The sequence below is a fragment of the Phyllobacterium sp. 1468 genome (assembly GCF_031455525.1).
Taxonomy (GTDB): Bacteria; Pseudomonadota; Alphaproteobacteria; order Rhizobiales; family Rhizobiaceae; genus Phyllobacterium.
Genome location: NZ_JAVDSX010000001.1, coordinates 347,762 through 365,053 on the forward strand (window position 1 = coordinate 347,762; position 17,292 = coordinate 365,053).

The window sequence follows — 17,292 nt, forward strand, 5'->3', positions numbered from 1 at the left end:
CCTAAACTACACAGATCAAACGGTCGTAGTTGAAGTTTGTTCCTTCGGTTCACGCAGGTAACAAGTAACTGAAAAACCAGGATATTGCGCAGATCGACGGCAAACGACCCGGCGCCCACGGGGGAACAGGCACCGGGTCTCCAGTTACCGATCGAAGCTCGATCAGCTGGGTGGAAACGTAGCCAGCTCGCTCTTGGTTCCGCGAAAATTAAGATTGGTGAAAATTCTCCGCGAGGGCGGCTCACTCGCCAATCTCTTTAACCACCGCTTCTAACGACGATACAAAAAAACAGTTGCGTGTTGATCCAACGATCTTCTCGCCATCAACTTCGCTCGCGTCTTCTGCGAAGAATCCGATGACAATCTTTACGCGTGAGTTCCGCCGTCTTATGCGGCGGACGAGATAGCGTGCATGAGCGACCGAAGACGTGTTGAGGTAGCTGACGTAGATTGTGTTGACGCTCGTAAGATCAAGCTTGCCGATGTTGATCGCCTCGAGCTCCTCATGGGAAATATCGCGAACGTCAAAATCCTTGCGCTCAAGAATATCGCCAAGAACAACCGCTGCCGCATCGTCAAGGTCGCCGCGTCCGCCTGCGGACACGATTGTTTTCGACTTCTCAGGCTTGGCCTTCTCTTTATCAGCCACGGCTTTCTTGGAGCCTCCTTCGGGTTCGGCTCCTTCTTCTTCTACGTCCTCCACATCGCGATATTCCGACAGGTTCTCGACGAGAAGGATCATGCTTTGTGCCACGCGGTTTCGCCTGGGCTCGTCAAGCACGCCCCGGCCCCTGTCGTGTTCGGCAAGCAGCAACGCGGGAATAGCCACCGAAGCGTAATAATCCATGATCGTTGCCGATTGTAGATACTCCTCGGCTTTTTCCGTTGCTTCGTCCGGATCACCGGACAACAGCCGTTGATACAGCTGCTGCGGTGGAAGAAGGACCGGCTCGTTGCCAAGAAGAACATCCAAAAATTCAAACTTTGGCACGTGTCTTCCGAGAACGACCAGGCACACGGTGAGCGGTGTTGAAAGGATCAATCCGATCGGACCCCAGATCCACGTCCAGACGATGGCGGCCATCAGAATCGCAACGGGGGACAATCCGGTCTTGGAGCCGTAGAGAAGCGGCTCCATGATATTGCTACTGACGAGTTCGAGCACGATGAACAGAGCGGCTGTCCAGACCAGCACCATCCAGCCGGGATCGACTGCCAGCGACAGGATTAGTGGAAATGCGGCTGCAATGATTGGTCCAATGTAGGGCACGAAACGCAGAACGATCGCCATCATCCCCCACAGCATCGGGTTGGGAATACCGATGAACCATAGGCCGATCCCGATAGGCACGCCGAAGCTTATATTGATGATCAACTGCATCAGCAAATATTCGCCGACGCGCTTGCCAGCATCATGCAGGGCAGTCGTCGTCCGGTGAATATCGCTGGCGCCCACCAGCTTTATGAAGCGATCGCGCAAATCTTCCCGCCGCATCAGCATGAAAATTACCACCACGATGACAATGCCGATTGTCGCCAAAGGCTGAATCAACGGTCCGGCAAAAGTCTGCAGCAAACTCAAGGGATCTAGTGGTGGATTGCGTATTTCCACAGGTATGGGTTTGTTGGGATCTGTTCCGTGCAAGGGTGGTAAAGGGGCAGGCGGCGCAACGTTCTGGGGAGGTTGTCGTGCCGGATCCGGTTTGGTCGCTGCTCGGTTTTCGCTTTCAAAACGTTCCACTTCGTCCGACCGGCCGATTTCTTCGCTGAAGCGTTTGAACATCCGCGCGCCACGATCAAAGATGCTGTTGCCCGACTGGGCATCCTTGATCGCGCGGATTTTCGTTTCGATATTGTACTGATAGCTTGGCAGGTTCTGCGCCAGCACAGTGAGCTGGCTCGCAACAATGCTAACGAAAATGAAGATGACAAGAAACGTCGTTGTCACAACACCGAGTACGGCAACGCCTTTCGGAATGCCTGAGCGATGCAAGCGGGTGACCAACGGCGACAGCGCGAAGGTCAAAAGCAAAGCCAACGCCAGTGGCACGAAAATTTCACGGGCGAAATAAAGCGCCGCTACAACCGCTATGGCGACAATGACTGGTGGAAACTGGTTCGCCGCATTCGCCGAAACAGGCGTATAGATCGATCGTTGGGTTACCCGTTCAACGGCACGCGACGTCCTTCCGGCTTCCTCAGAAGGCATGAAAACCTACCGGCATGACATCCATATAAACCCATCTCCGTTGAAACCCCGCGACAGGAACGAAGTCGGCTCAATTTGGTTGCATTTCGCTTTCGGCTCTTGGTTCAGGCCTATGACTTGGGAACCAAATCCTGGTTCGGGTGTTTCGGAGCTGTAAAGTTTCCAGGAGAGGGCGAAAGAATGCCACTAACGACAATTCTCATCATCATTCTCATCTTGGCGCTTATCGGGGTGTTTCCAACTTGGCCTCACGCCAGGAATTGGGGCTACGGACCTTCAGGACTCGTGGGAATAATCTTGGTCGTTCTGCTGATTTTGCTTCTGATGGGCAGAATTTGACGCGCTTCTTATTGCGCGAACGATCATCTGGCATAACTGAAAAGGAGTTTTAAAATGCTACGAGGTGCTTTGCTTTGGCTCATCGGCCTGCCGCTTCCGATCATTCTTATTTTATGGTTGATGGGCTATCTTTCATAGGCTTTGGAAGGGATGCTCGCCAGTAGACTTGCAGCAGCCTCCAATGCATGGAACAAATACTGAAGGCCGACGTTCCCGGTCGATATGCGGCTGTTTTCTCAAGGAGTTCTTCTATGGCTACGGTTTCTTCAAAAATTCGCAAAGCGGTTGACGACGCGACCGATAGCAATCCCGATTTGCAAGCTCAGGTTGCGGCCCTGAAGGAGGACATCGCGAATATTGCAGCAACTCTTGCCAAGATAGGAAAGAGTTCTGCCAAAGACGCCAGGCGCAGCGCAGCAAGTTCCTACGAAACCGCAAAACTCCGCGGTGAGGAAACGTTTGATGACCTTCGGCTGCAAGCTCGCGAGCTTGAAGACCAGCTCACCGAAACTGTTCGTGAAAACCCCTTGACCACGATTGCCGTCGCCGCCGGCGTCGGGTTTCTTCTTGCCCTGATTGCCCGCCGCTGACATGCTCAAACTGTTAGCTCCACTCTTAACCAGCTTCGCCGCGGGTGAAGTTGGTCTCGTGATAAATAGATTGAAGCGCAACGCGGTCTTCGCTGGCGTCATCGCCGTACTGACAATTATCGGCCTGATTTTCCTGATTGTTGCTGCCTATATCGCGCTTGCCGAGCGCTATGGCGAAATGCATGCTTCGTTGATTCTCGCCGGCAGCGCGTTCGGCTTGGCTCTCATTACATACATAATCATGAAGATCCTCGAGCGGGCCGCGCGAAATCGCCAGCGCGAACGACCAAAGGTTGACACGCCCGCTCTTCTTACAGTTGCAGCTCTTGCTGCAGCACCGGTTGTTCTGCGATCACGTGCGCTTATGATGCTTGCAGTTCCTCTCGTGGCTTTCGGTGGTCTTGCGCTCCTGACAAAACCGAAAAGAAAAAAAAGGCGGCGTCCTGAGGACACCTCATCTATGGGCCAGGATATTTGAGCGATCGCGGATGGGCATGGAAATCAAAGCCTCCATGCCGGTTTCCGGATAGCTCAATCTGACACTACTTGACAGAACCTTATCCAGGCTGCGTTCGATCAATCTTTCACCGAGTCCTCGCGCTTCCGGCGGCTGGACCTTCGGACCGTTGGATTCTACCCAGTGGATGGTAACGCGAGATTCATCGAGGCCGGGTTCAATGTGCCATGACACCCGCACGCGACCGCCGGCGACAGACAGGGAGCCGTGTCTAGCTGCATTGGTAGCAAGCTCGTGCAGCGCAATGCCAAGCCCCAGTGCGTGGTCCGGCGGCAAAACCATGTCCTCCCCCGCGAGCTCAATCTGTCGAGGATCAAAACCCGCATAAGGCTCCACTTGTTTTGCAATCAGATCGATCAGGCTGATGCCGCTCCACTCTCGATCGGAAAGCAAGGTATGTGCTTCCGAAATGGCTCGAAGACGTCCTGAAAACGCCTCCATGAACTCAGCTGGATCGGATGTTCGATTGAGAGTCTGCCGTGCCAGCGATTGCAACATTGCCAAGGTGTTTTTGACGCGGTGATTGAGTTCGCGCAGCAGGAGCCGCGTTTTTTCGGCGGCTTTCTTTGTGTCTGTAATATCAATATTGACACCAACAGCCACCACGGGTCTTCCCTGGACATCGCGTTCGAAAATGCGGCCGCGTCCGAGAAGCCATTGACCCGATGACGCAGCGCGAAATTCCCCGACATAATCCTGATTACTGACGAGTGCGCGTGTGAAGGCTGATTTCATGCCGGGAAAATCGTCGGGGTGCATTGCCCGGAAGACGTCTTCGCCGCTGACGGGTTGATCCGGACTAAGACCAAGCATGGAATAGGCCATCCTGTTGCCGCTGAACTTGCCCGTGCGCAGATCCCATACCCAGCTGCCGACATTGCCCACCTCAAGTGCCATGGAATTACGATCTTCATCCTGATGCAACTTCGCCATGGCGTCCGTTTCTGCGCGGGACTCACGTTTTAGCGAGATGAACGAACCGGCAAGTCTTGCCAGAAGCATGAGTTGTTCCTGCTGCGCTAAAGTGAATTCGGTTCGGGGCTCGTCGGACAGGACGCTGAGAGCTCCAATACACTCGTTTGAGACGCAGATCGGTGCAACGGCGACGAACCGGATATTCGGACTATGGGTCACAGCATCGATTTCAGAGTAGCGAACATCCTCCGCGGCGTTCAGAATGATCAGGCAACTCTTGTCAGGTGACGCAAGGGAACTGGCTTCAATAGCCCAGATATTGACTATCCCAAGATGGCCTGCATGGGACAAGACCCGGCTTCGTTTCTCGTCCACAAGCGTGATCTGCGCACCGTCGCTGTTGGACATCGACAATGCGAGTTTTGCCAAACAATGGAATTCGTTGTCATGCTCGCGAATTTCAAGCGTCTTCAAACTCGAAAGAACATCACGACGCGACGACCCCGACAGAAATTCCAGCGTGCTTTCTGAAATGTTTTCCGATCTCATATCCAAACGATGGCTCGCATCGCCACCCTACTCACACCATCGATACAGCTTCCTCAAGAACGCGACCCTTTGTGCTTTGTTCCTTGGTGGGAACATTTATCGAGCCCCTTCGTTTTCGTCATGTTACCGAAGGAGGCCGAAAATGCTTGAAGCGAATGACATTCTTTCTGATGAAAGTCTCAGCAGGGTCCAGAAGATTGCCAAACTGGAGGAACTGTTGAGCGAGGCTCGGGGACTGCAGCGAGCGGCCACGGAAGGTGGTATGGATCCAGATGATGGTGTAACACGAAATTTGCGGGACATCGAACTGGCCCTTGGTAATCTGAACGCCGAAAAACCGGAAACAGGTGCCGCGACGCTGTGACGAAGGCGATCATTCGTGCTTTTCAGTCGCCTCTTCTGAACGTATTTCCATGAGGCCCGGCAACGCCACCTTCACGAAGGTTCCCCCGCCCGGATTGGCAGAATAGACAACGGATCCGTCGAATTGCTGGCAAAGCTGATTGACGATGAGTGACCCAAGTCCAGCGGAGCGCTTCTTCGCTGTTTTCTGCATGCCGACGCCGGTATCGGCAATCTCCAGCCGCAGAACGTCACCCTCACCCCGCAAAAAATCGATGCGTATCTCTCCCGGCTTGTTGCCTGGAAAAGCGTGTTTTATCGCGTTCATAGTCAACTCGCCGATGATTATTCCGAGCGTCGTCGCATCGCGGGAGCTCAGGTTTATTGGGGCAAGCTCTGCGACAATCCTGATATCTCGGTCATGGGCGGTCGACTGCTTGATATCAGCGATGACGTCCGGCAAATATTCATCTGCACGAACAGTCTCATGATCCTTTCCAAGCCGCAGACGTCTGTGGGCCGACGAAATGGTTTGAATTCTGTCGCGGGCTGCTCCGAGTGCGGCGCGTATTTCCTCCGACGATACGTCCCGCATCTGAATACCGAGTAGCGACGAGACTGTCGCAAGCGAATTTCCTATGCGATGGTCGGAATCCTGGAGCAGTGTTTCCACACGAGCCCGCTCCCGTTTTGCCAAGAGCATGGCCTTTTCAAGTTCCGCCGTCCTGCTTTGGACCATACTTTCCAGAATTGTTTTCTCTGAAAGAAGCAGTGTTTGTCCCTCTGTCAGCTTGCGTACATAACGTCGGGTTCGGTTCGCAAGAATGACCGCCAGAATGAGAGCAGCCCCGAGGGAAGAGAGCGCAGCTATTGTTAGCCAGCTTCTCATTTGATTTACAGCAATGTTTCGTTCAATCAGCCTCCGATCTTCTTCTGCAAGAAAGCCGTCGACCGTCTTGTTGATTTCATCGAGTTGGCCAACGCCGAAATTTGGTCCGAGGGACTCACGCGCTTCCGCAGTCATCCCCGCAACCGCCTGGGCAACCGCCGCATCCACCTTTCTCTGCTTTGCTTTCGACAGATCGCGGATTTTAGTCGCCGTAGCCTGCTGACGCGGATTTCCCTTGGTCATTTCCGTAAGCGTGTTGAGGCTCTCGTCGAGCCTGGCTGTTACATTGCGATAGTGATCGAGGAGCAGTGTACTCTGCGTCAAGATAAACCCCCGCTGGCTGTTGTGAGCCTCGGTCATCAATGACAGCGAACCATATGCCTGTTCGCGCACCTTATAGGTGGCAAGGATATCGTCGATCTGATTGTTGACGCTGCGCGCAAGGATAATCGTAGAGCCGGCCGAACCAATGATCATGGCGAGCGAAAGTACGATCGCCATGCCCCTTAGCGGCCTCCGTGAAAAGCTCATGACAATTTTGCGCCACCACAGCAAATGATGTGCCCTCCATGGAAATATCCTAGATATATGGTCGAGGCGTACCCGGCAAACCCTGCCATCCTGATATGTCCAGGAGCACGTCTTCCTCAAGGATCTCGCACCCGCGATCAAGCCAACGAAGGGCGTTACGAGCCGCCAGCTTCTTCAACGTCTTGTTTGTGTGAACAATCGAAAGGCCTAGCGTATCAGCCACATGTTGCTGCGTCAGCGGCACCATCAGCTTGTTACTCCTGACCATCCCTACTGATTTGGCACGCTGGAACACGAACGCAAAAAGATAAGCTGCTCTCTCCAAGGCAGTACGCCGTCCCACGCTCAGCAGGATTTCGTCAAGCATTTGTTCCTCGCGGGATGCAATCCAGGTTATGTCGTAGGCAAGTTCGGGATAGTTGCGGAAGAGGTTTGCAAGTTTATCACGTTGAAATACGCAAAGTATCATCGGCGACAAAGCCTCGATCGAATGCTGCATCTCACGCATCAAAGATCCCTGCAGGCCAATCAGATCACCGGGAAGAACATAGTTCAGGATCTGCCGCCGACCATCTTCCAATGTCTTGTAGCGGAAGCCCCAGCCCGAGAGAACAGTAAACAGGTGCGCGCTATTGGCACCTTCCACAAGGACTGTCGTGCCTGCGTCGGCCACCAACTCACCCGTTTTGAAGTCCGTGAGGAACGATATTTCTTCTTTGGTATGCCGTTGAAAATGCGGAAACTCCTGCAATGGACACTTGTCACAGGGATACTGCCGGGCAGCCGAAGTTTTCGTGGTTTTCATCGTGGCCGTTCAGTTGATGTCGGGTTGCAAGTTATCACGCCGCCTGTGAATTGCTTAGCATTTCTTCGCAATCCGTATGTCTTAGTTAAATGACATTGCGATTCCGTCCTGTGCATAAGAAGTCCCCCACAGGAGCAGTTTAAATGGAATTGAAAGGCATGCGACTTCTGGTCCTCGAAGATGAATATCTGATTGGACTTGAGCTGGAGCGCATCGCGGAAGAGTGCCAGGCGCAATCCGTCGATCTGGTTTCGAATGTCAATGAACTACTGGCCTGGATCGAAAGTGGAGCCGAATGCGATATTGCAATCATCGAGGTCGAAGCGCACGGCGTTTCTTCGCTGCAGGCGGCCAGCTTGTTGCAATCGCGCGGCGTGCCGCTGGTTTTCACCACTGCGTATGATGTGGAAGCAGGTGGCATAGATGGATTTGCGGGAGTTACCGTTGTCGGTAAACCCTACGGCAAGAGTCAAATTATCAAAGCTGTAGCCGCCTTATCTCCGTCGAAAAAGCGGTTAAATGAAACGGGCTCCTCCTCAGGCGAACTTGTTTGATGTGACCTGAGTTGCGATCGAATCAGGACCGTAGTCCACCTCCCCTTGAATCTCGAGCAATTCCTGCAGACGTGTTCTGGCACGGCTCACGCGGCTTTTGATCGTTCCGACGGCGCACTCGCAGATTTCGGCAGCCTCTTCATAGGAAAAGCCCGACGCGCCGACAAGTATGATCGCTTCACGCTGATCGTCGGGCAGTTTTTCGAGCGCTTTGCGAAAATCCTGCAAATCCAGCGAGCCATATTGTGCCGGATGAACGGACAACTGCTCGGTGAATATCCCATCGGAATCCTGAACCTCGCGCCCGCGCTTGCGCATCTGGCTGTAGAATTCGTTACGCAAGATCGTAAACAGCCAAGCCTTGATATTGGTGCCCGGCTCGAATGAATCCTGTTTGGCCCACGCCTTCATGATGGTATCTTGCACAAGGTCATCTGCCCTGTCCGGATTACCGATCAGTGACACCGCAAACGCTCGCAGTTTCGGCAAGGCAGCAATCAAATCTCTCTTGAAGTCGGCAGATTCATGTACCATTCAACAGCCTGCTATTTGGATGATTGCGTATGATTGCGTTCAGCCTCATCAAGCTTTTCAAGAAGATCGAGAAAACGAGCTGGTATTTCTTCCTCCTGCACCGATGCGTAAAGCGCGCGTAATTTCAGACCAATTTCCGTTTCGGCATTTTTGATGTCGCGGCGGCGAACTCGCACCTTCTCAGGAGCGTCAATAGAATTCTTTTTGGCGTTCATTGTCTGATCTTTGCTGGTGGTTCGTCGCTGCAGTATGAATAGGCCTGTACCCAAGGCACATTAATGGTGACAATTCCTGACAAAGAAGAAAGTTCCGTTACAGGGAACTTTTTTTTTGCGAAAGTGTTTCAGGAAAGAACTCACCACGCCTCAGTACCCACCCGAAACAGGGAAATCACTATAATGTCATTGTCCACCCGGATAGCCCCTCATCTGCCATATCTTCGCCGTTTCGCTCGCGCTATCACGGGCTCACAATCTTCCGGCGATGCCTACGTTGCGGCGACGCTCGAAATTCTCATCACCGACGTTTCCCTTTTCCCTCAGGCAGGATCAGATCGTGCTAGCCTCTACAAGCTGCTGATCAAACATTTCAACTCCGTCAATGTCCGGCCTCTCGAACTGAAATCCGAGTTCGGCTGGGAGAGACACGCAGCAGCCAACCTCACTGCAATTGCGCCGAAAGCCCGTCAGGCCTTCCTGCTGATCAGCCTTGAAGGTTTCAGCCAAGCCGAGACGATGGACATTCTCGAAGTCACGGACGGCGAACTTTACGGACTGCTGGATGAAGCATCCGTCGGCATTTCGAAACAGATCGCAACCGACATTCTGATCATTGAGGACGAACCCTTGATCGCCATGGATATTGAGCACATGGTGCAAACCCTCGGGCACCGCGTGGTTGGCATTGCACGCACGCGCGACGAGGCGCTCAAGATTTACTCCGCCACCCATCCGAGCATGATTCTGGCAGATATCCAGCTTGCCGACGGAAGCTCCGGTATCGACGCGGTGAACAACATTCTTAGCCAGGACGCTGTCCCTGTTATTTTCATCACCGCCTTCCCCGAAAGATTGCTGACAGGAGAACGGCCGGAACCGACATTCCTCGTTACCAAACCGTTCAATCCCGATATGGTCAAAGCACTGATCACTCAGGCCCTGTTCTTCAAAGAGAGCAGCAAAGCCAAGGCGTAGAGCCATGCCCTCGTGCCTTGGGAACAAAACGGCGTCTTACCCGTTTTGAATCCGACAAGACAGGGAGATGATAAATGCTTTATTATGCTGTAATTTTTCTGATCATAGCACTTGTGGCAGGCGCGTTAGGTTTTGGCGGTATTGCTGGCGCCTCGGCGGGCATCGCTCAGATCATTTTCTACGTGTTCCTGGCGCTGTTGCTGATCTCGTTGATCGCCAGCATCATACGCCGCGCTTAACAGCGGCAAATAGCAAAAACCGCCGGTCTCGTACCGGCGGTTTTCGTGTGTTTTCAAGAAGTCCTGTCTGGGATTGCGGCAAACTCAATTTTCGTAGTAGGTCAGGCTGAATGAAGCGTGGGAGCCAAGGGTGTTCTGGCGAAATTTCAGCATGGCCTCACTTGATGGCCCACCAATCAACTGGTCAAAACTTGCGCGCCTCGCCCCGCGTGCAATCGTTCTGTACATCCTTGCCATCTTTGTCCTGCGCCTCTTTCTTTCGCGGTTTATGGAAATCGATGAGGCGCAATTCGTTGGCGAAGTTGCGTTCGCTTGGAACTATGGCAACTCGCATCCGCCAATGTACAATTGGCTGGTGCGACTGGCGCTCGAACTGACTGGTTGGAACTGGGTTCTTGCTGTCCCTCTTGTGCGCCTTTCCCTGCTTGGGCTCTATCACTGTCTTAGTTTCGATACCGCGCGCAGACTGGGTGGCGACCGTGCGGGCGTACTGGCGCTAACTGCGTCGGCGTTTCTCCCACAGATAGTCTGGATGTCCATCCAGACCACGGCACATACTATTCTCGTTATTTCCGCATCAATTGGCATCATTCATGCTTTTGCCCTGTTGCGCGAGGGGAAGGGCACGCGTGCATATATCTGGTTTGGGATATGGGCAGCAATCGGGGCCTTGGCCAAATATAACTTCTTCATTTTTCTGGTCAGCTTCCTCATCGCTGCGGTGATGACGCCACCAATCCGCCGTCAATTGTTCCAGCGGCGGATCTGGATCTCGATTGCTATTTTCATTGCCGCTTTCACACCCGTCGTTGTCGCGTCCCTCAATGCACCCTTGGCGGCGACCGCCGGCAGAATGCATAAGCTTGCCCAGGCGATCGACTATCTGGAATCATTCGATCTCCCGCGGGTAGGGATCGACGGGCTAGCTAGTCTCCTGATTTCAACGTTCCTATGGGCTGGCCCTGCGCTCATAATATTCTGGATTGGTCGGAGTCGCGATCATCCACGTCCCCCGCCGGATGGCGACGCGGATGTCCGCAAGCTCCTGCTGCGCACGGTCCTGATTGGCCTCGCCGCCTTCGCCGCGCTGGTTTTCATTGCCGACTACCATTCCGTCGCAGAGCGTTATATGGCTCCGATTCTGGCACCAACTGCGATCCTTTTGGCGCTAGCTTTGCCGCAGGTACTCGGCGCACGCAATGTACTGGTCATCGCAGGCGCGATGTACATCCTTGCCCCGCTGGCAGTCGCAGTGATTGCCCTCTTCGGCACCCCTCGATTCAATTTTCCCTTCGACGGCATAGCCGATGCGATCCGCGCACAAAATCCCACGCCTGCGAGGATCGCGTCCAACCGTCAAGATGATGCGGGCAATGTGGCAGCGCTCCTGCATTGGCCACCTGAACGGGGCGAGGCCTCGGATATCGTTCTGGTCTGGCAGGGCAATGACGACCCTGGCGAAGAAGCGTTAGCGCGGTTACCGCCTGATGCACAGCCCATCGGACCGGTTACACGGGTGACCGCGCGAGTGCGAAACTTCAACGGGGAACTGCGAACCTTTAGCTTCCAGCGTTATTCATCTCGGTTACCGATACCGGATCAGAATAGCGACGGATGAGCCAGAAAACGCCGACTGTATCGAGGAACGCCACTGCGGCCCGGTCAAAAAAACCATATTTCGATACGCCGGCCAGTCTTGGCCGGTCCTCGACGTCGACCTCGATGACTGGCAGCCCGGCCCGTCGCGACAAAGCCGGAATGAACCGATGCATGTTGTCGAAATAGGGCAGACTTTGCGCTACTATAGCCGGAAGAATCTTGAAACCGCAGCCCGCATCCCGGCAATCATCCTTCAGAAGCCGCTTGCGCACGAAATTGGCGGATCTTGAAGTCACCAATTTGACGATACCATCGTTACGCCGTTTCCTTACGCCAGCGAAAAGCGCCGGAGATGCGCGCTCAAGGCGAGGCCACAATCGCGCAATATCCATCGGGTCATTCTGTCCATCGCCATCCAGCGTGGCAATCCAGCGGCCTTGGGCCGCCCGAAAGCCGCTGATCAAGGCCCGTGATTTGCCAGTGCGTTTTTTGTGGCGCAGCACACGGGTGTGGTCGCCGGCAGCTGCCGCTTCCTCGGCCGATCCATCAGCGGACCCGTCATCGACCACAATGATCTCATAGGATGGGCCGGATAGGAGCGCTGTATTGATTTCCCTTACCAGGTTTCCGATGTTGCCGGACTCGTTGTAACATGGGATTACGATCGTCAAATCGGTCATATTGAGAACCACTGGTGAAGGGGACGCCACATCCGGATGCCCAAGATCACTCAGGTGATTTTGCAGATGCAGCCACCGGGTAAATATAGACATTTTGGCGCGAATTCCATCCCCTAGAATGTATTCGCGCCAAGAAGCACTGACCAAACTTCCATGCGGTGACCGGAGCGCCGCAATTCCGCCACGTCAATCAATGCTAAATCATCAGGCTTTCGACGTGGCTGGTTTATGGTTAATACTTCATTAATCGAAGTCTCCCTAAAGTCGGGATCAAACCATCGCTCTAGTCCGGTCCGGCAATGAAATTTGAGGCATTAAAGGCAACGCTGAAAGGCAAACGCACATTCTCCCATGTCGTTTTCCTGATTCTGGCCTTGGCCGGCACGTCAGTCATTCCATCATTCGTTCGAGCGCAAGAAAATGGCTTGCAACCGGCTCCCGAACCACTGGATGCAAAGCGCGCACAAACTGCCAAGGAACTTGAAGAGCTGACCGGGCAGATATCGATGTCCTCGGAACGTGTCACGGCGCTGGACAATGAAATCGCGGCGCTGAAAAAGGATCAAACCACTATAACCGCCGCACTCATCCAGTCGGCCAAGACCGAGAAAAAGTTGAGCGAGGACATCACCGGCTTTAGCGACAAGCTCACCGGTCTGCGTGAGCGAGAAGACAGCATAAAGGCGTCGCTGAAATCGCGGCGTGGCGCTCTCGCCGAAGTGCTTGCGGCCTTGCAGCGCATGGGCCTCAACCCGCCGCCGGCAATTCTCGTTCGTCCTGATGACGCCCTCGCATCCGTGCGAAGCGCGGTACTTCTCGGCGCTGTTGTTCCCGAAATGCGTCAGCAAACCGAAACGCTGATCGCAGATCTCAAGGACCTAACCCGCGTGAAGACATCGATTGCCGAGGAACGGAGCCGTCTGACCACTGCACTTTCAGGGCAAGCGGAGGAAAAGGCACGCCTCGACCTGCTGCTTGCCGAGAAGCAAAAAATGCAGACCACCTCTGAAGAAACGCGCCTCGCCGAGCAACAGCGCGCCGAGGACCTCGCCAAGCGAGCCACGTCGCTGCGCGATCTGATTGCCTCCATTGAAAAGGATATGCAGGAGGTCAAGAAGGCCGCCGATGCTGCGAGCGCGCAAGAGCAACAGAAGATGGCCGCAAGCCAGCAACGTGCCGATGATTTCGCCTCCAACCAGAGCCGCCTTTCGGCACAGGTTAATTTTGCGTCGTTGAAAGGCCATCTTTCCATGCCAGCAGCAGGTAAGCTTGTGAAGCATTTCGGCGACGATGATGGCGTAGGCGGCACGGTTCAGGGTGATACGCTCGCGACCGCCCCAGGCGCCACAATCACTTCACCGGTCGACGCGGTAGTCCTTTATGCGGGCGCATTCAGGTCATACGGTCAACTCTTGATACTTGACGCGGGCAATGGATATCATGTTGTCTTGGCGGGAATGAATAAAATCAACGTCTCCCAGAACCAGTTTGTACTGGCTGGAGAACCGGTCGGTGTGATGAACAAGCAACTTATTGCGAGTACCGCACCTGTTCCGATGGGAAATGGAGCTCCAATGCTTTACATTGAGTTTCGGAAGGATACAAAACCTGTTAATCCCGCTCCCTGGTGGGCGGAAAGGCTTGCTGGAAGGACCGCAAATGATACGTAGGCTAACGCTTCTCATGGCCGGAGCCCTGTTGGGTGCGACGGCAATGGTCGTTGTGCAGGGAGCTCTGCCCACAACCGCTGCAGAAGCTGCGGGCACCGATACCTATAAACAGCTATCAATTTTTGGTGATATATTCGAGCGCGTCCGCGCCCAATACGTCACGCCACCCGACGACAAAAAGCTGGTCGAGAGTGCCATCAACGGCATGCTGACCTCGCTCGATCCACACTCATCCTACATGAATGCCGAACAGGCGCAGGACATGCGCGTTCAGACCAAGGGTGAATTCGGCGGCCTCGGTATCGAAGTCACCATGGAAAACGAACTTGTGAAGGTTATCGCTCCGATCGAAGACACGCCGGCATCGAAGGCTGGCGTCTTGGCGGGCGATTATATTTCGCAAATCGATGGCACCGAGGTGCGTGGCATGACGCTGACCGACGCCGTCGACAAGATGCGCGGCGAGGTGAACACGCCTATCGAATTGACGCTCATTCGTCAGGGCGCCGACAAGCCAATCAAGCTCACTATTGTCCGCGACGTGGTCAAGGTCAAAGCTGTCCGCTCACGGGTGGATAACGACGTTGGTTATGTCCGCGTCATTTCTTTCACTGAGCAGACTTTCGAGGACCTGCAAAAGGCAATCAAGGATATCCAGAGCAAGGTTCCGGATGACAAGCTCAAGGGCTTCGTCCTTGATCTGCGCTTGAACCCCGGTGGTCTGCTGGATCAGGCCGTCGCCGTTTCCGATGCTTTCCTCGACAAGGGCGAGGTTGTCTCGACACGGGGCCGCGATCCGCAGGATATTACCCGGTTCGACGCAAGGCCTGGCGATTTGACCAACGGCAAGCCGCTGATCGTCCTGATCAACGGCGGCTCGGCCAGTGCTTCGGAAATCGTTGCCGGCGCGTTGCAGGACCATCGCCGTGGAACGATCCTCGGAACACGCTCGTTCGGCAAAGGTTCGGTACAGACCATCATACCGCTCGGCGAAAGCGGCGCATTGCGTCTGACGACGGCGCTTTACTACACACCTGCTGGAAAATCGATCCAGGGCAAGGGTATTGTCCCGGATATCGCTGTCGATCAGCCGCTTCCCGCGGACCTTCAGGGTAAGGCGGAGCCAATGAGCGAATCCAGTTTGAAGGGTCACATCAAAGGCGTGCAAGAAGATGCTGAGGGTTCCGGGTCGATCGCCTATGTGCCGCCGGATCCGAAGGACGACCTGCAGCTCATCCAGGCGCTGAAGCTACTGCGCGGCGAACAGGCAAATGCAGCCTTCCCAGCTGATCCCAAGAAGGGCGTGCCTAACTAACATGAAAATGGGGACCGGACTTCTCTCCAATAGTCTGGTCCCCATCGCTCATACCTCCAGCCTCTATCCCTCCCCTAACATTCTCTGCGGCCAAAACGTGTGAACTCCGATCTCAACCGGCCGCTGGGACAAAACAGCAAACGGCCAGACTCAAAATCTGACAAGATGTCGCCGATCCGCTGGCTATTGCCCTCGGCTGCAATTGTCTGCGTCCTCGGTCTTGCCTCGTTCGTCACCTACACCAGCCATCAAGGCTTCCGACGGCCCGTACCTGAACCGCCAAAGCCGCAGGTTGCAGAAGCCGCACCGACGGTTATCCCACCCCCCGTCCCAGCGCATGACAATAAAAGCCAGCCGGGCAACATTGTCACAGCGCCGGAAGGCGGCCCCAAGATAATCGTTGTTGACGATCCTACGCGGCGCGCCCAGGACCCCCGCACTGCCCATATCCCCGAACCCGATATGCTCGAGCAAAGTCCGCAGGGGCCATTGCCCATAATTGCGCCCGATGGCCGCCGCCCGCTCGATATCTATGCCCGGCCGTGGTCAGGCGCGCGCGGTGCTCGCGTCGCCATAGTCATCGGGGGACTGGGCCTGTCGCAAACCGGGTCGCAACAGGCAATCCAGACGCTGCCTCCTGAAGTGACGCTGGCCTTCTCGCCGGAGGGCAACAGCCTCCTCCGCTGGATGCAAGCAGCGCGCCAGGATGGCCATGAAGTCTTGATGCAGATCCCGCTCGAACCCTACGACTATCCGCGAGTAAACCCTGGACGCAACACACTGACCGTGGATGCATCCCCAGCGGCGACCTTGGAAAACCTGCACCGGGCAATGGGCCGTATCACCAACTACACAGGCGTCATGAACTATATGGGCGCACAGTTCACCGCCGAACCAGAAGCGATGACCACCGTTATTCAGGATATCGCCAAGCGCGGTCTGCTCTATCTGGACGATGGCACATCGGCGCGCAGCAAGGCCGATAGCGTTGCCGCGCAACAGGGCGCGCCTTTCGCCGCGGCCGACCTGTTGATCGACGCTTCGCAGGATCGCGGCACGATTCTGAAGAAGCTTGATGAACTGGAGCGCATTGCCCGTGCCAAAGGTACTGCAATCGCCACTGGTTCCGCCTTCGACGTGACAGTGGAGGCGGTCACATCTTGGGCCAACGAGGCCAAGGCACGCGGTATCGAGATCGTTCCTGTCTCCGCCCTTGTCCGCGATCCGCAAAAAGGTTAGCAACCTGGTTGCGCGGAGTATTTTGCATGAGCAAGAACAAGAAACCTGTCGATCCCGAATCCCTGCCCTATCGGCCCTGCGTTGGCGTCATGGTGCTCAACCGGCAAGGTCTGGTCTGGGCCGGGCACCGCATCGTCACCGCCAATGATGAGATGGATGGTGCAACGCAGCTGTGGCAAATGCCGCAAGGCGGCATCGATCAAGGAGAGAAACCCGAACCAGCAGCCTTGCGCGAGCTCTACGAGGAGACAGGGATGAAATCCGTATCTCTCCTCGCCGAAGCACCTAATTGGATCAACTACGAGTTGCCTTCTCATCTTGTTGGCGTTGCGCTGAAAGGCAAATATCGCGGCCAGACACAAAAGTGGTTCGCCTATCGCTTCGAGGGCAACGAAAGCGAAATTGCGATCAATCCGCCTCCCGGCGGTCACACGGCCGAATTCGACGAATGGGCGTGGAAACCCATGGCACAATTGCCCGACCTCATCGTCCCCTTCAAGCGCAAGGTCTATGAAGAGGTGGTCGCAGCGTTTAGGCATCTGGTGGACTAAATTTAATCTCTTACCTGCCGGATCTTGCTGGA

At 54.9% G+C, this 17,292-nt stretch carries 19 protein-coding genes; 12 read left to right on the forward strand and 7 right to left on the reverse strand.

The features are described from left to right. Nucleotides 1-241 precede the first annotated feature (241 nt). Nucleotides 242-2,209: an AI-2E family transporter gene (locus J2X72_RS01715; RefSeq protein WP_310067746.1), complete on the reverse strand. Its 1,968-nt coding sequence runs from the start codon at nucleotides 2,207-2,209 to the stop codon at nucleotides 242-244. Between the two features lie 180 nt (nucleotides 2,210-2,389). Here J2X72_RS01715 and J2X72_RS01720 point away from each other — a divergent pair, with 180 nt between their 5' ends. The 3 genes from J2X72_RS01720 (at nucleotide 2,390) to J2X72_RS01730 (ending at nucleotide 3,616) form a co-directional block, all read left to right on the forward strand. Beyond that, nucleotides 2,390-2,548 carry a DUF3309 family protein gene (locus J2X72_RS01720; RefSeq protein WP_112532203.1) on the forward strand — a complete coding sequence of 53 codons (159 nt, stop codon included), beginning with the start codon at nucleotides 2,390-2,392 and terminating at the stop codon, nucleotides 2,546-2,548. A 251-nt stretch (nucleotides 2,549-2,799) separates the two neighbouring features. After that, nucleotides 2,800-3,138 carry a YqjD family protein gene (locus J2X72_RS01725; protein ID WP_209999082.1) on the forward strand — a complete coding sequence of 113 codons (339 nt, stop codon included), beginning with the start codon at nucleotides 2,800-2,802 and terminating at the stop codon, nucleotides 3,136-3,138. A gap of 58 nt (nucleotides 3,139-3,196) precedes the next feature. Then, the gene (locus tag J2X72_RS01730; RefSeq protein ID WP_310067753.1) at nucleotides 3,197-3,616 is read left to right on the forward strand and encodes a phage holin family protein; all 420 of its coding nucleotides are present in this window, start codon (nucleotides 3,197-3,199) and stop codon (nucleotides 3,614-3,616) included. Here the strand turns inward: J2X72_RS01730 and J2X72_RS01735 are convergent. After that, complete coding sequence (locus J2X72_RS01735; RefSeq protein WP_310067755.1) at nucleotides 3,593-5,119, reverse strand: HWE histidine kinase domain-containing protein; 1,527 nt, start codon at nucleotides 5,117-5,119, stop codon at nucleotides 3,593-3,595. The two genes, J2X72_RS01730 and J2X72_RS01735, sit on opposite strands and share 24 nt — an antisense overlap. A gap of 142 nt (nucleotides 5,120-5,261) precedes the next feature. Here J2X72_RS01735 and J2X72_RS01740 point away from each other — a divergent pair, with 142 nt between their 5' ends. Next, nucleotides 5,262-5,483, forward strand: coding sequence for a hypothetical protein (locus J2X72_RS01740; protein ID WP_209999077.1), 222 nt, complete (start codon nucleotides 5,262-5,264; stop codon nucleotides 5,481-5,483). A 9-nt stretch (nucleotides 5,484-5,492) separates the two neighbouring features. Here J2X72_RS01740 and J2X72_RS01745 read toward each other — a convergent pair whose 3' ends face one another. Beyond that, a complete protein-coding gene (locus J2X72_RS01745) occupies nucleotides 5,493-6,851 on the reverse strand; it encodes a CHASE3 domain-containing protein (protein WP_310067759.1) in 1,359 nt (452 codons plus the stop codon). Between the two features lie 79 nt (nucleotides 6,852-6,930). After that, nucleotides 6,931-7,686 carry a Crp/Fnr family transcriptional regulator gene (locus J2X72_RS01750; RefSeq protein ID WP_209999073.1) on the reverse strand — a complete coding sequence of 252 codons (756 nt, stop codon included), beginning with the start codon at nucleotides 7,684-7,686 and terminating at the stop codon, nucleotides 6,931-6,933. 143 nt (nucleotides 7,687-7,829) lie between these two features. On the opposite strand from J2X72_RS01750, the gene J2X72_RS01755 reads away from it, so the two are divergent. Next, nucleotides 7,830-8,240: a hypothetical protein gene (locus J2X72_RS01755; protein ID WP_310067766.1), complete on the forward strand. Its 411-nt coding sequence runs from the start codon at nucleotides 7,830-7,832 to the stop codon at nucleotides 8,238-8,240. On the opposite strand, the gene J2X72_RS01760 is transcribed toward J2X72_RS01755, so the two are convergent. Further along, nucleotides 8,223-8,774, reverse strand: coding sequence for an RNA polymerase sigma factor (locus J2X72_RS01760; RefSeq protein WP_112532195.1), 552 nt, complete (start codon nucleotides 8,772-8,774; stop codon nucleotides 8,223-8,225). The two genes, J2X72_RS01755 and J2X72_RS01760, sit on opposite strands and share 18 nt — an antisense overlap. Nucleotides 8,775-8,785: 11 nt before the next feature. Continuing rightward, nucleotides 8,786-8,989 (reverse strand): NepR family anti-sigma factor, encoded by a 204-nt coding sequence (locus tag J2X72_RS01765; protein WP_112532194.1) that lies wholly within the window; start codon nucleotides 8,987-8,989, stop codon nucleotides 8,786-8,788. Nucleotides 8,990-9,172: 183 nt separating this feature from the next. Between J2X72_RS01765 and J2X72_RS01770 the strand changes: the two genes are divergently transcribed. The 3 genes from J2X72_RS01770 to J2X72_RS01780 all read left to right on the forward strand — a co-directional run bounded on the left by J2X72_RS01770 (nucleotide 9,173) and on the right by J2X72_RS01780 (nucleotide 11,824). Next, complete coding sequence (locus J2X72_RS01770) at nucleotides 9,173-9,967, forward strand: response regulator (protein ID WP_209999069.1); 795 nt, start codon at nucleotides 9,173-9,175, stop codon at nucleotides 9,965-9,967. Nucleotides 9,968-10,041: 74 nt separating this feature from the next. Further along, nucleotides 10,042-10,206, forward strand: a complete 165-nt coding sequence (locus J2X72_RS01775; RefSeq protein WP_027231091.1) for a DUF1328 domain-containing protein — start codon at nucleotides 10,042-10,044, stop codon at nucleotides 10,204-10,206. Nucleotides 10,207-10,357: 151 nt separating this feature from the next. Continuing rightward, complete coding sequence (locus J2X72_RS01780; RefSeq protein WP_310067790.1) at nucleotides 10,358-11,824, forward strand: glycosyltransferase family 39 protein; 1,467 nt, start codon at nucleotides 10,358-10,360, stop codon at nucleotides 11,822-11,824. On the opposite strand, the gene J2X72_RS01785 is transcribed toward J2X72_RS01780, so the two are convergent. Further along, the gene (locus J2X72_RS01785) at nucleotides 11,766-12,578 is read right to left on the reverse strand and encodes a glycosyltransferase family 2 protein (RefSeq protein WP_310067793.1); all 813 of its coding nucleotides are present in this window, start codon (nucleotides 12,576-12,578) and stop codon (nucleotides 11,766-11,768) included. The two genes, J2X72_RS01780 and J2X72_RS01785, sit on opposite strands and share 59 nt — an antisense overlap. Before the next feature lie 206 nt (nucleotides 12,579-12,784). Between J2X72_RS01785 and J2X72_RS01790 the strand changes: the two genes are divergently transcribed. The 4 genes from J2X72_RS01790 to J2X72_RS01805 all read left to right on the forward strand — a co-directional run bounded on the left by J2X72_RS01790 (nucleotide 12,785) and on the right by J2X72_RS01805 (nucleotide 17,260). Next, nucleotides 12,785-14,155, forward strand: a complete 1,371-nt coding sequence (locus J2X72_RS01790) for a murein hydrolase activator EnvC (RefSeq protein WP_310067796.1) — start codon at nucleotides 12,785-12,787, stop codon at nucleotides 14,153-14,155. Continuing rightward, nucleotides 14,145-15,470 carry a S41 family peptidase gene (locus tag J2X72_RS01795; protein ID WP_112532191.1) on the forward strand — a complete coding sequence of 442 codons (1,326 nt, stop codon included), beginning with the start codon at nucleotides 14,145-14,147 and terminating at the stop codon, nucleotides 15,468-15,470. Before J2X72_RS01790 ends, J2X72_RS01795 begins: the two co-directional genes overlap by 11 nt. Before the next feature lie 99 nt (nucleotides 15,471-15,569). Beyond that, on the forward strand, nucleotides 15,570-16,709 hold the full coding sequence (locus tag J2X72_RS01800; protein WP_310067799.1) for a divergent polysaccharide deacetylase family protein: 1,140 nt from the start codon (nucleotides 15,570-15,572) through the stop codon (nucleotides 16,707-16,709). A gap of 26 nt (nucleotides 16,710-16,735) precedes the next feature. Continuing rightward, nucleotides 16,736-17,260 carry an RNA pyrophosphohydrolase gene (locus J2X72_RS01805; RefSeq protein ID WP_310067801.1) on the forward strand — a complete coding sequence of 175 codons (525 nt, stop codon included), beginning with the start codon at nucleotides 16,736-16,738 and terminating at the stop codon, nucleotides 17,258-17,260. Nucleotides 17,261-17,292 lie beyond the last annotated feature (32 nt).

What these genes read in the sequence shown, in the direction of transcription:
- J2X72_RS01715 (WP_310067746.1), bottom strand. Translation starts at nt 2,209, where the DNA reads ATGCCTTCTGAGGAAGCCGGAAGGACGTCGCGTGCCGTTGAACGGGTA.
- J2X72_RS01720 (WP_112532203.1), top strand. Translation starts at nt 2,390, where the DNA reads ATGCCACTAACGACAATTCTCATCATCATTCTCATCTTGGCGCTTATC.
- J2X72_RS01725 (WP_209999082.1), top strand. Translation starts at nt 2,800, where the DNA reads ATGGCTACGGTTTCTTCAAAAATTCGCAAAGCGGTTGACGACGCGACC.
- J2X72_RS01735 (WP_310067755.1), bottom strand. Translation starts at nt 5,119, where the DNA reads ATGAGATCGGAAAACATTTCAGAAAGCACGCTGGAATTTCTGTCGGGG.
- J2X72_RS01740 (WP_209999077.1), top strand. Translation starts at nt 5,262, where the DNA reads ATGCTTGAAGCGAATGACATTCTTTCTGATGAAAGTCTCAGCAGGGTC.
- J2X72_RS01745 (WP_310067759.1), bottom strand. Translation starts at nt 6,851, where the DNA reads ATGGCGATCGTACTTTCGCTCGCCATGATCATTGGTTCGGCCGGCTCT.
- J2X72_RS01750 (WP_209999073.1), bottom strand. Translation starts at nt 7,686, where the DNA reads ATGAAAACCACGAAAACTTCGGCTGCCCGGCAGTATCCCTGTGACAAG.
- J2X72_RS01755 (WP_310067766.1), top strand. Translation starts at nt 7,830, where the DNA reads ATGGAATTGAAAGGCATGCGACTTCTGGTCCTCGAAGATGAATATCTG.
- J2X72_RS01760 (WP_112532195.1), bottom strand. Translation starts at nt 8,774, where the DNA reads ATGGTACATGAATCTGCCGACTTCAAGAGAGATTTGATTGCTGCCTTG.
- J2X72_RS01765 (WP_112532194.1), bottom strand. Translation starts at nt 8,989, where the DNA reads ATGAACGCCAAAAAGAATTCTATTGACGCTCCTGAGAAGGTGCGAGTT.
- J2X72_RS01770 (WP_209999069.1), top strand. Translation starts at nt 9,173, where the DNA reads ATGTCATTGTCCACCCGGATAGCCCCTCATCTGCCATATCTTCGCCGT.
- J2X72_RS01775 (WP_027231091.1), top strand. Translation starts at nt 10,042, where the DNA reads ATGCTTTATTATGCTGTAATTTTTCTGATCATAGCACTTGTGGCAGGC.
- J2X72_RS01780 (WP_310067790.1), top strand. Translation starts at nt 10,358, where the DNA reads ATGGCCTCACTTGATGGCCCACCAATCAACTGGTCAAAACTTGCGCGC.
- J2X72_RS01785 (WP_310067793.1), bottom strand. Translation starts at nt 12,578, where the DNA reads ATGTCTATATTTACCCGGTGGCTGCATCTGCAAAATCACCTGAGTGAT.
- J2X72_RS01790 (WP_310067796.1), top strand. Translation starts at nt 12,785, where the DNA reads ATGAAATTTGAGGCATTAAAGGCAACGCTGAAAGGCAAACGCACATTC.
- J2X72_RS01795 (WP_112532191.1), top strand. Translation starts at nt 14,145, where the DNA reads ATGATACGTAGGCTAACGCTTCTCATGGCCGGAGCCCTGTTGGGTGCG.
- J2X72_RS01805 (WP_310067801.1), top strand. Translation starts at nt 16,736, where the DNA reads ATGAGCAAGAACAAGAAACCTGTCGATCCCGAATCCCTGCCCTATCGG.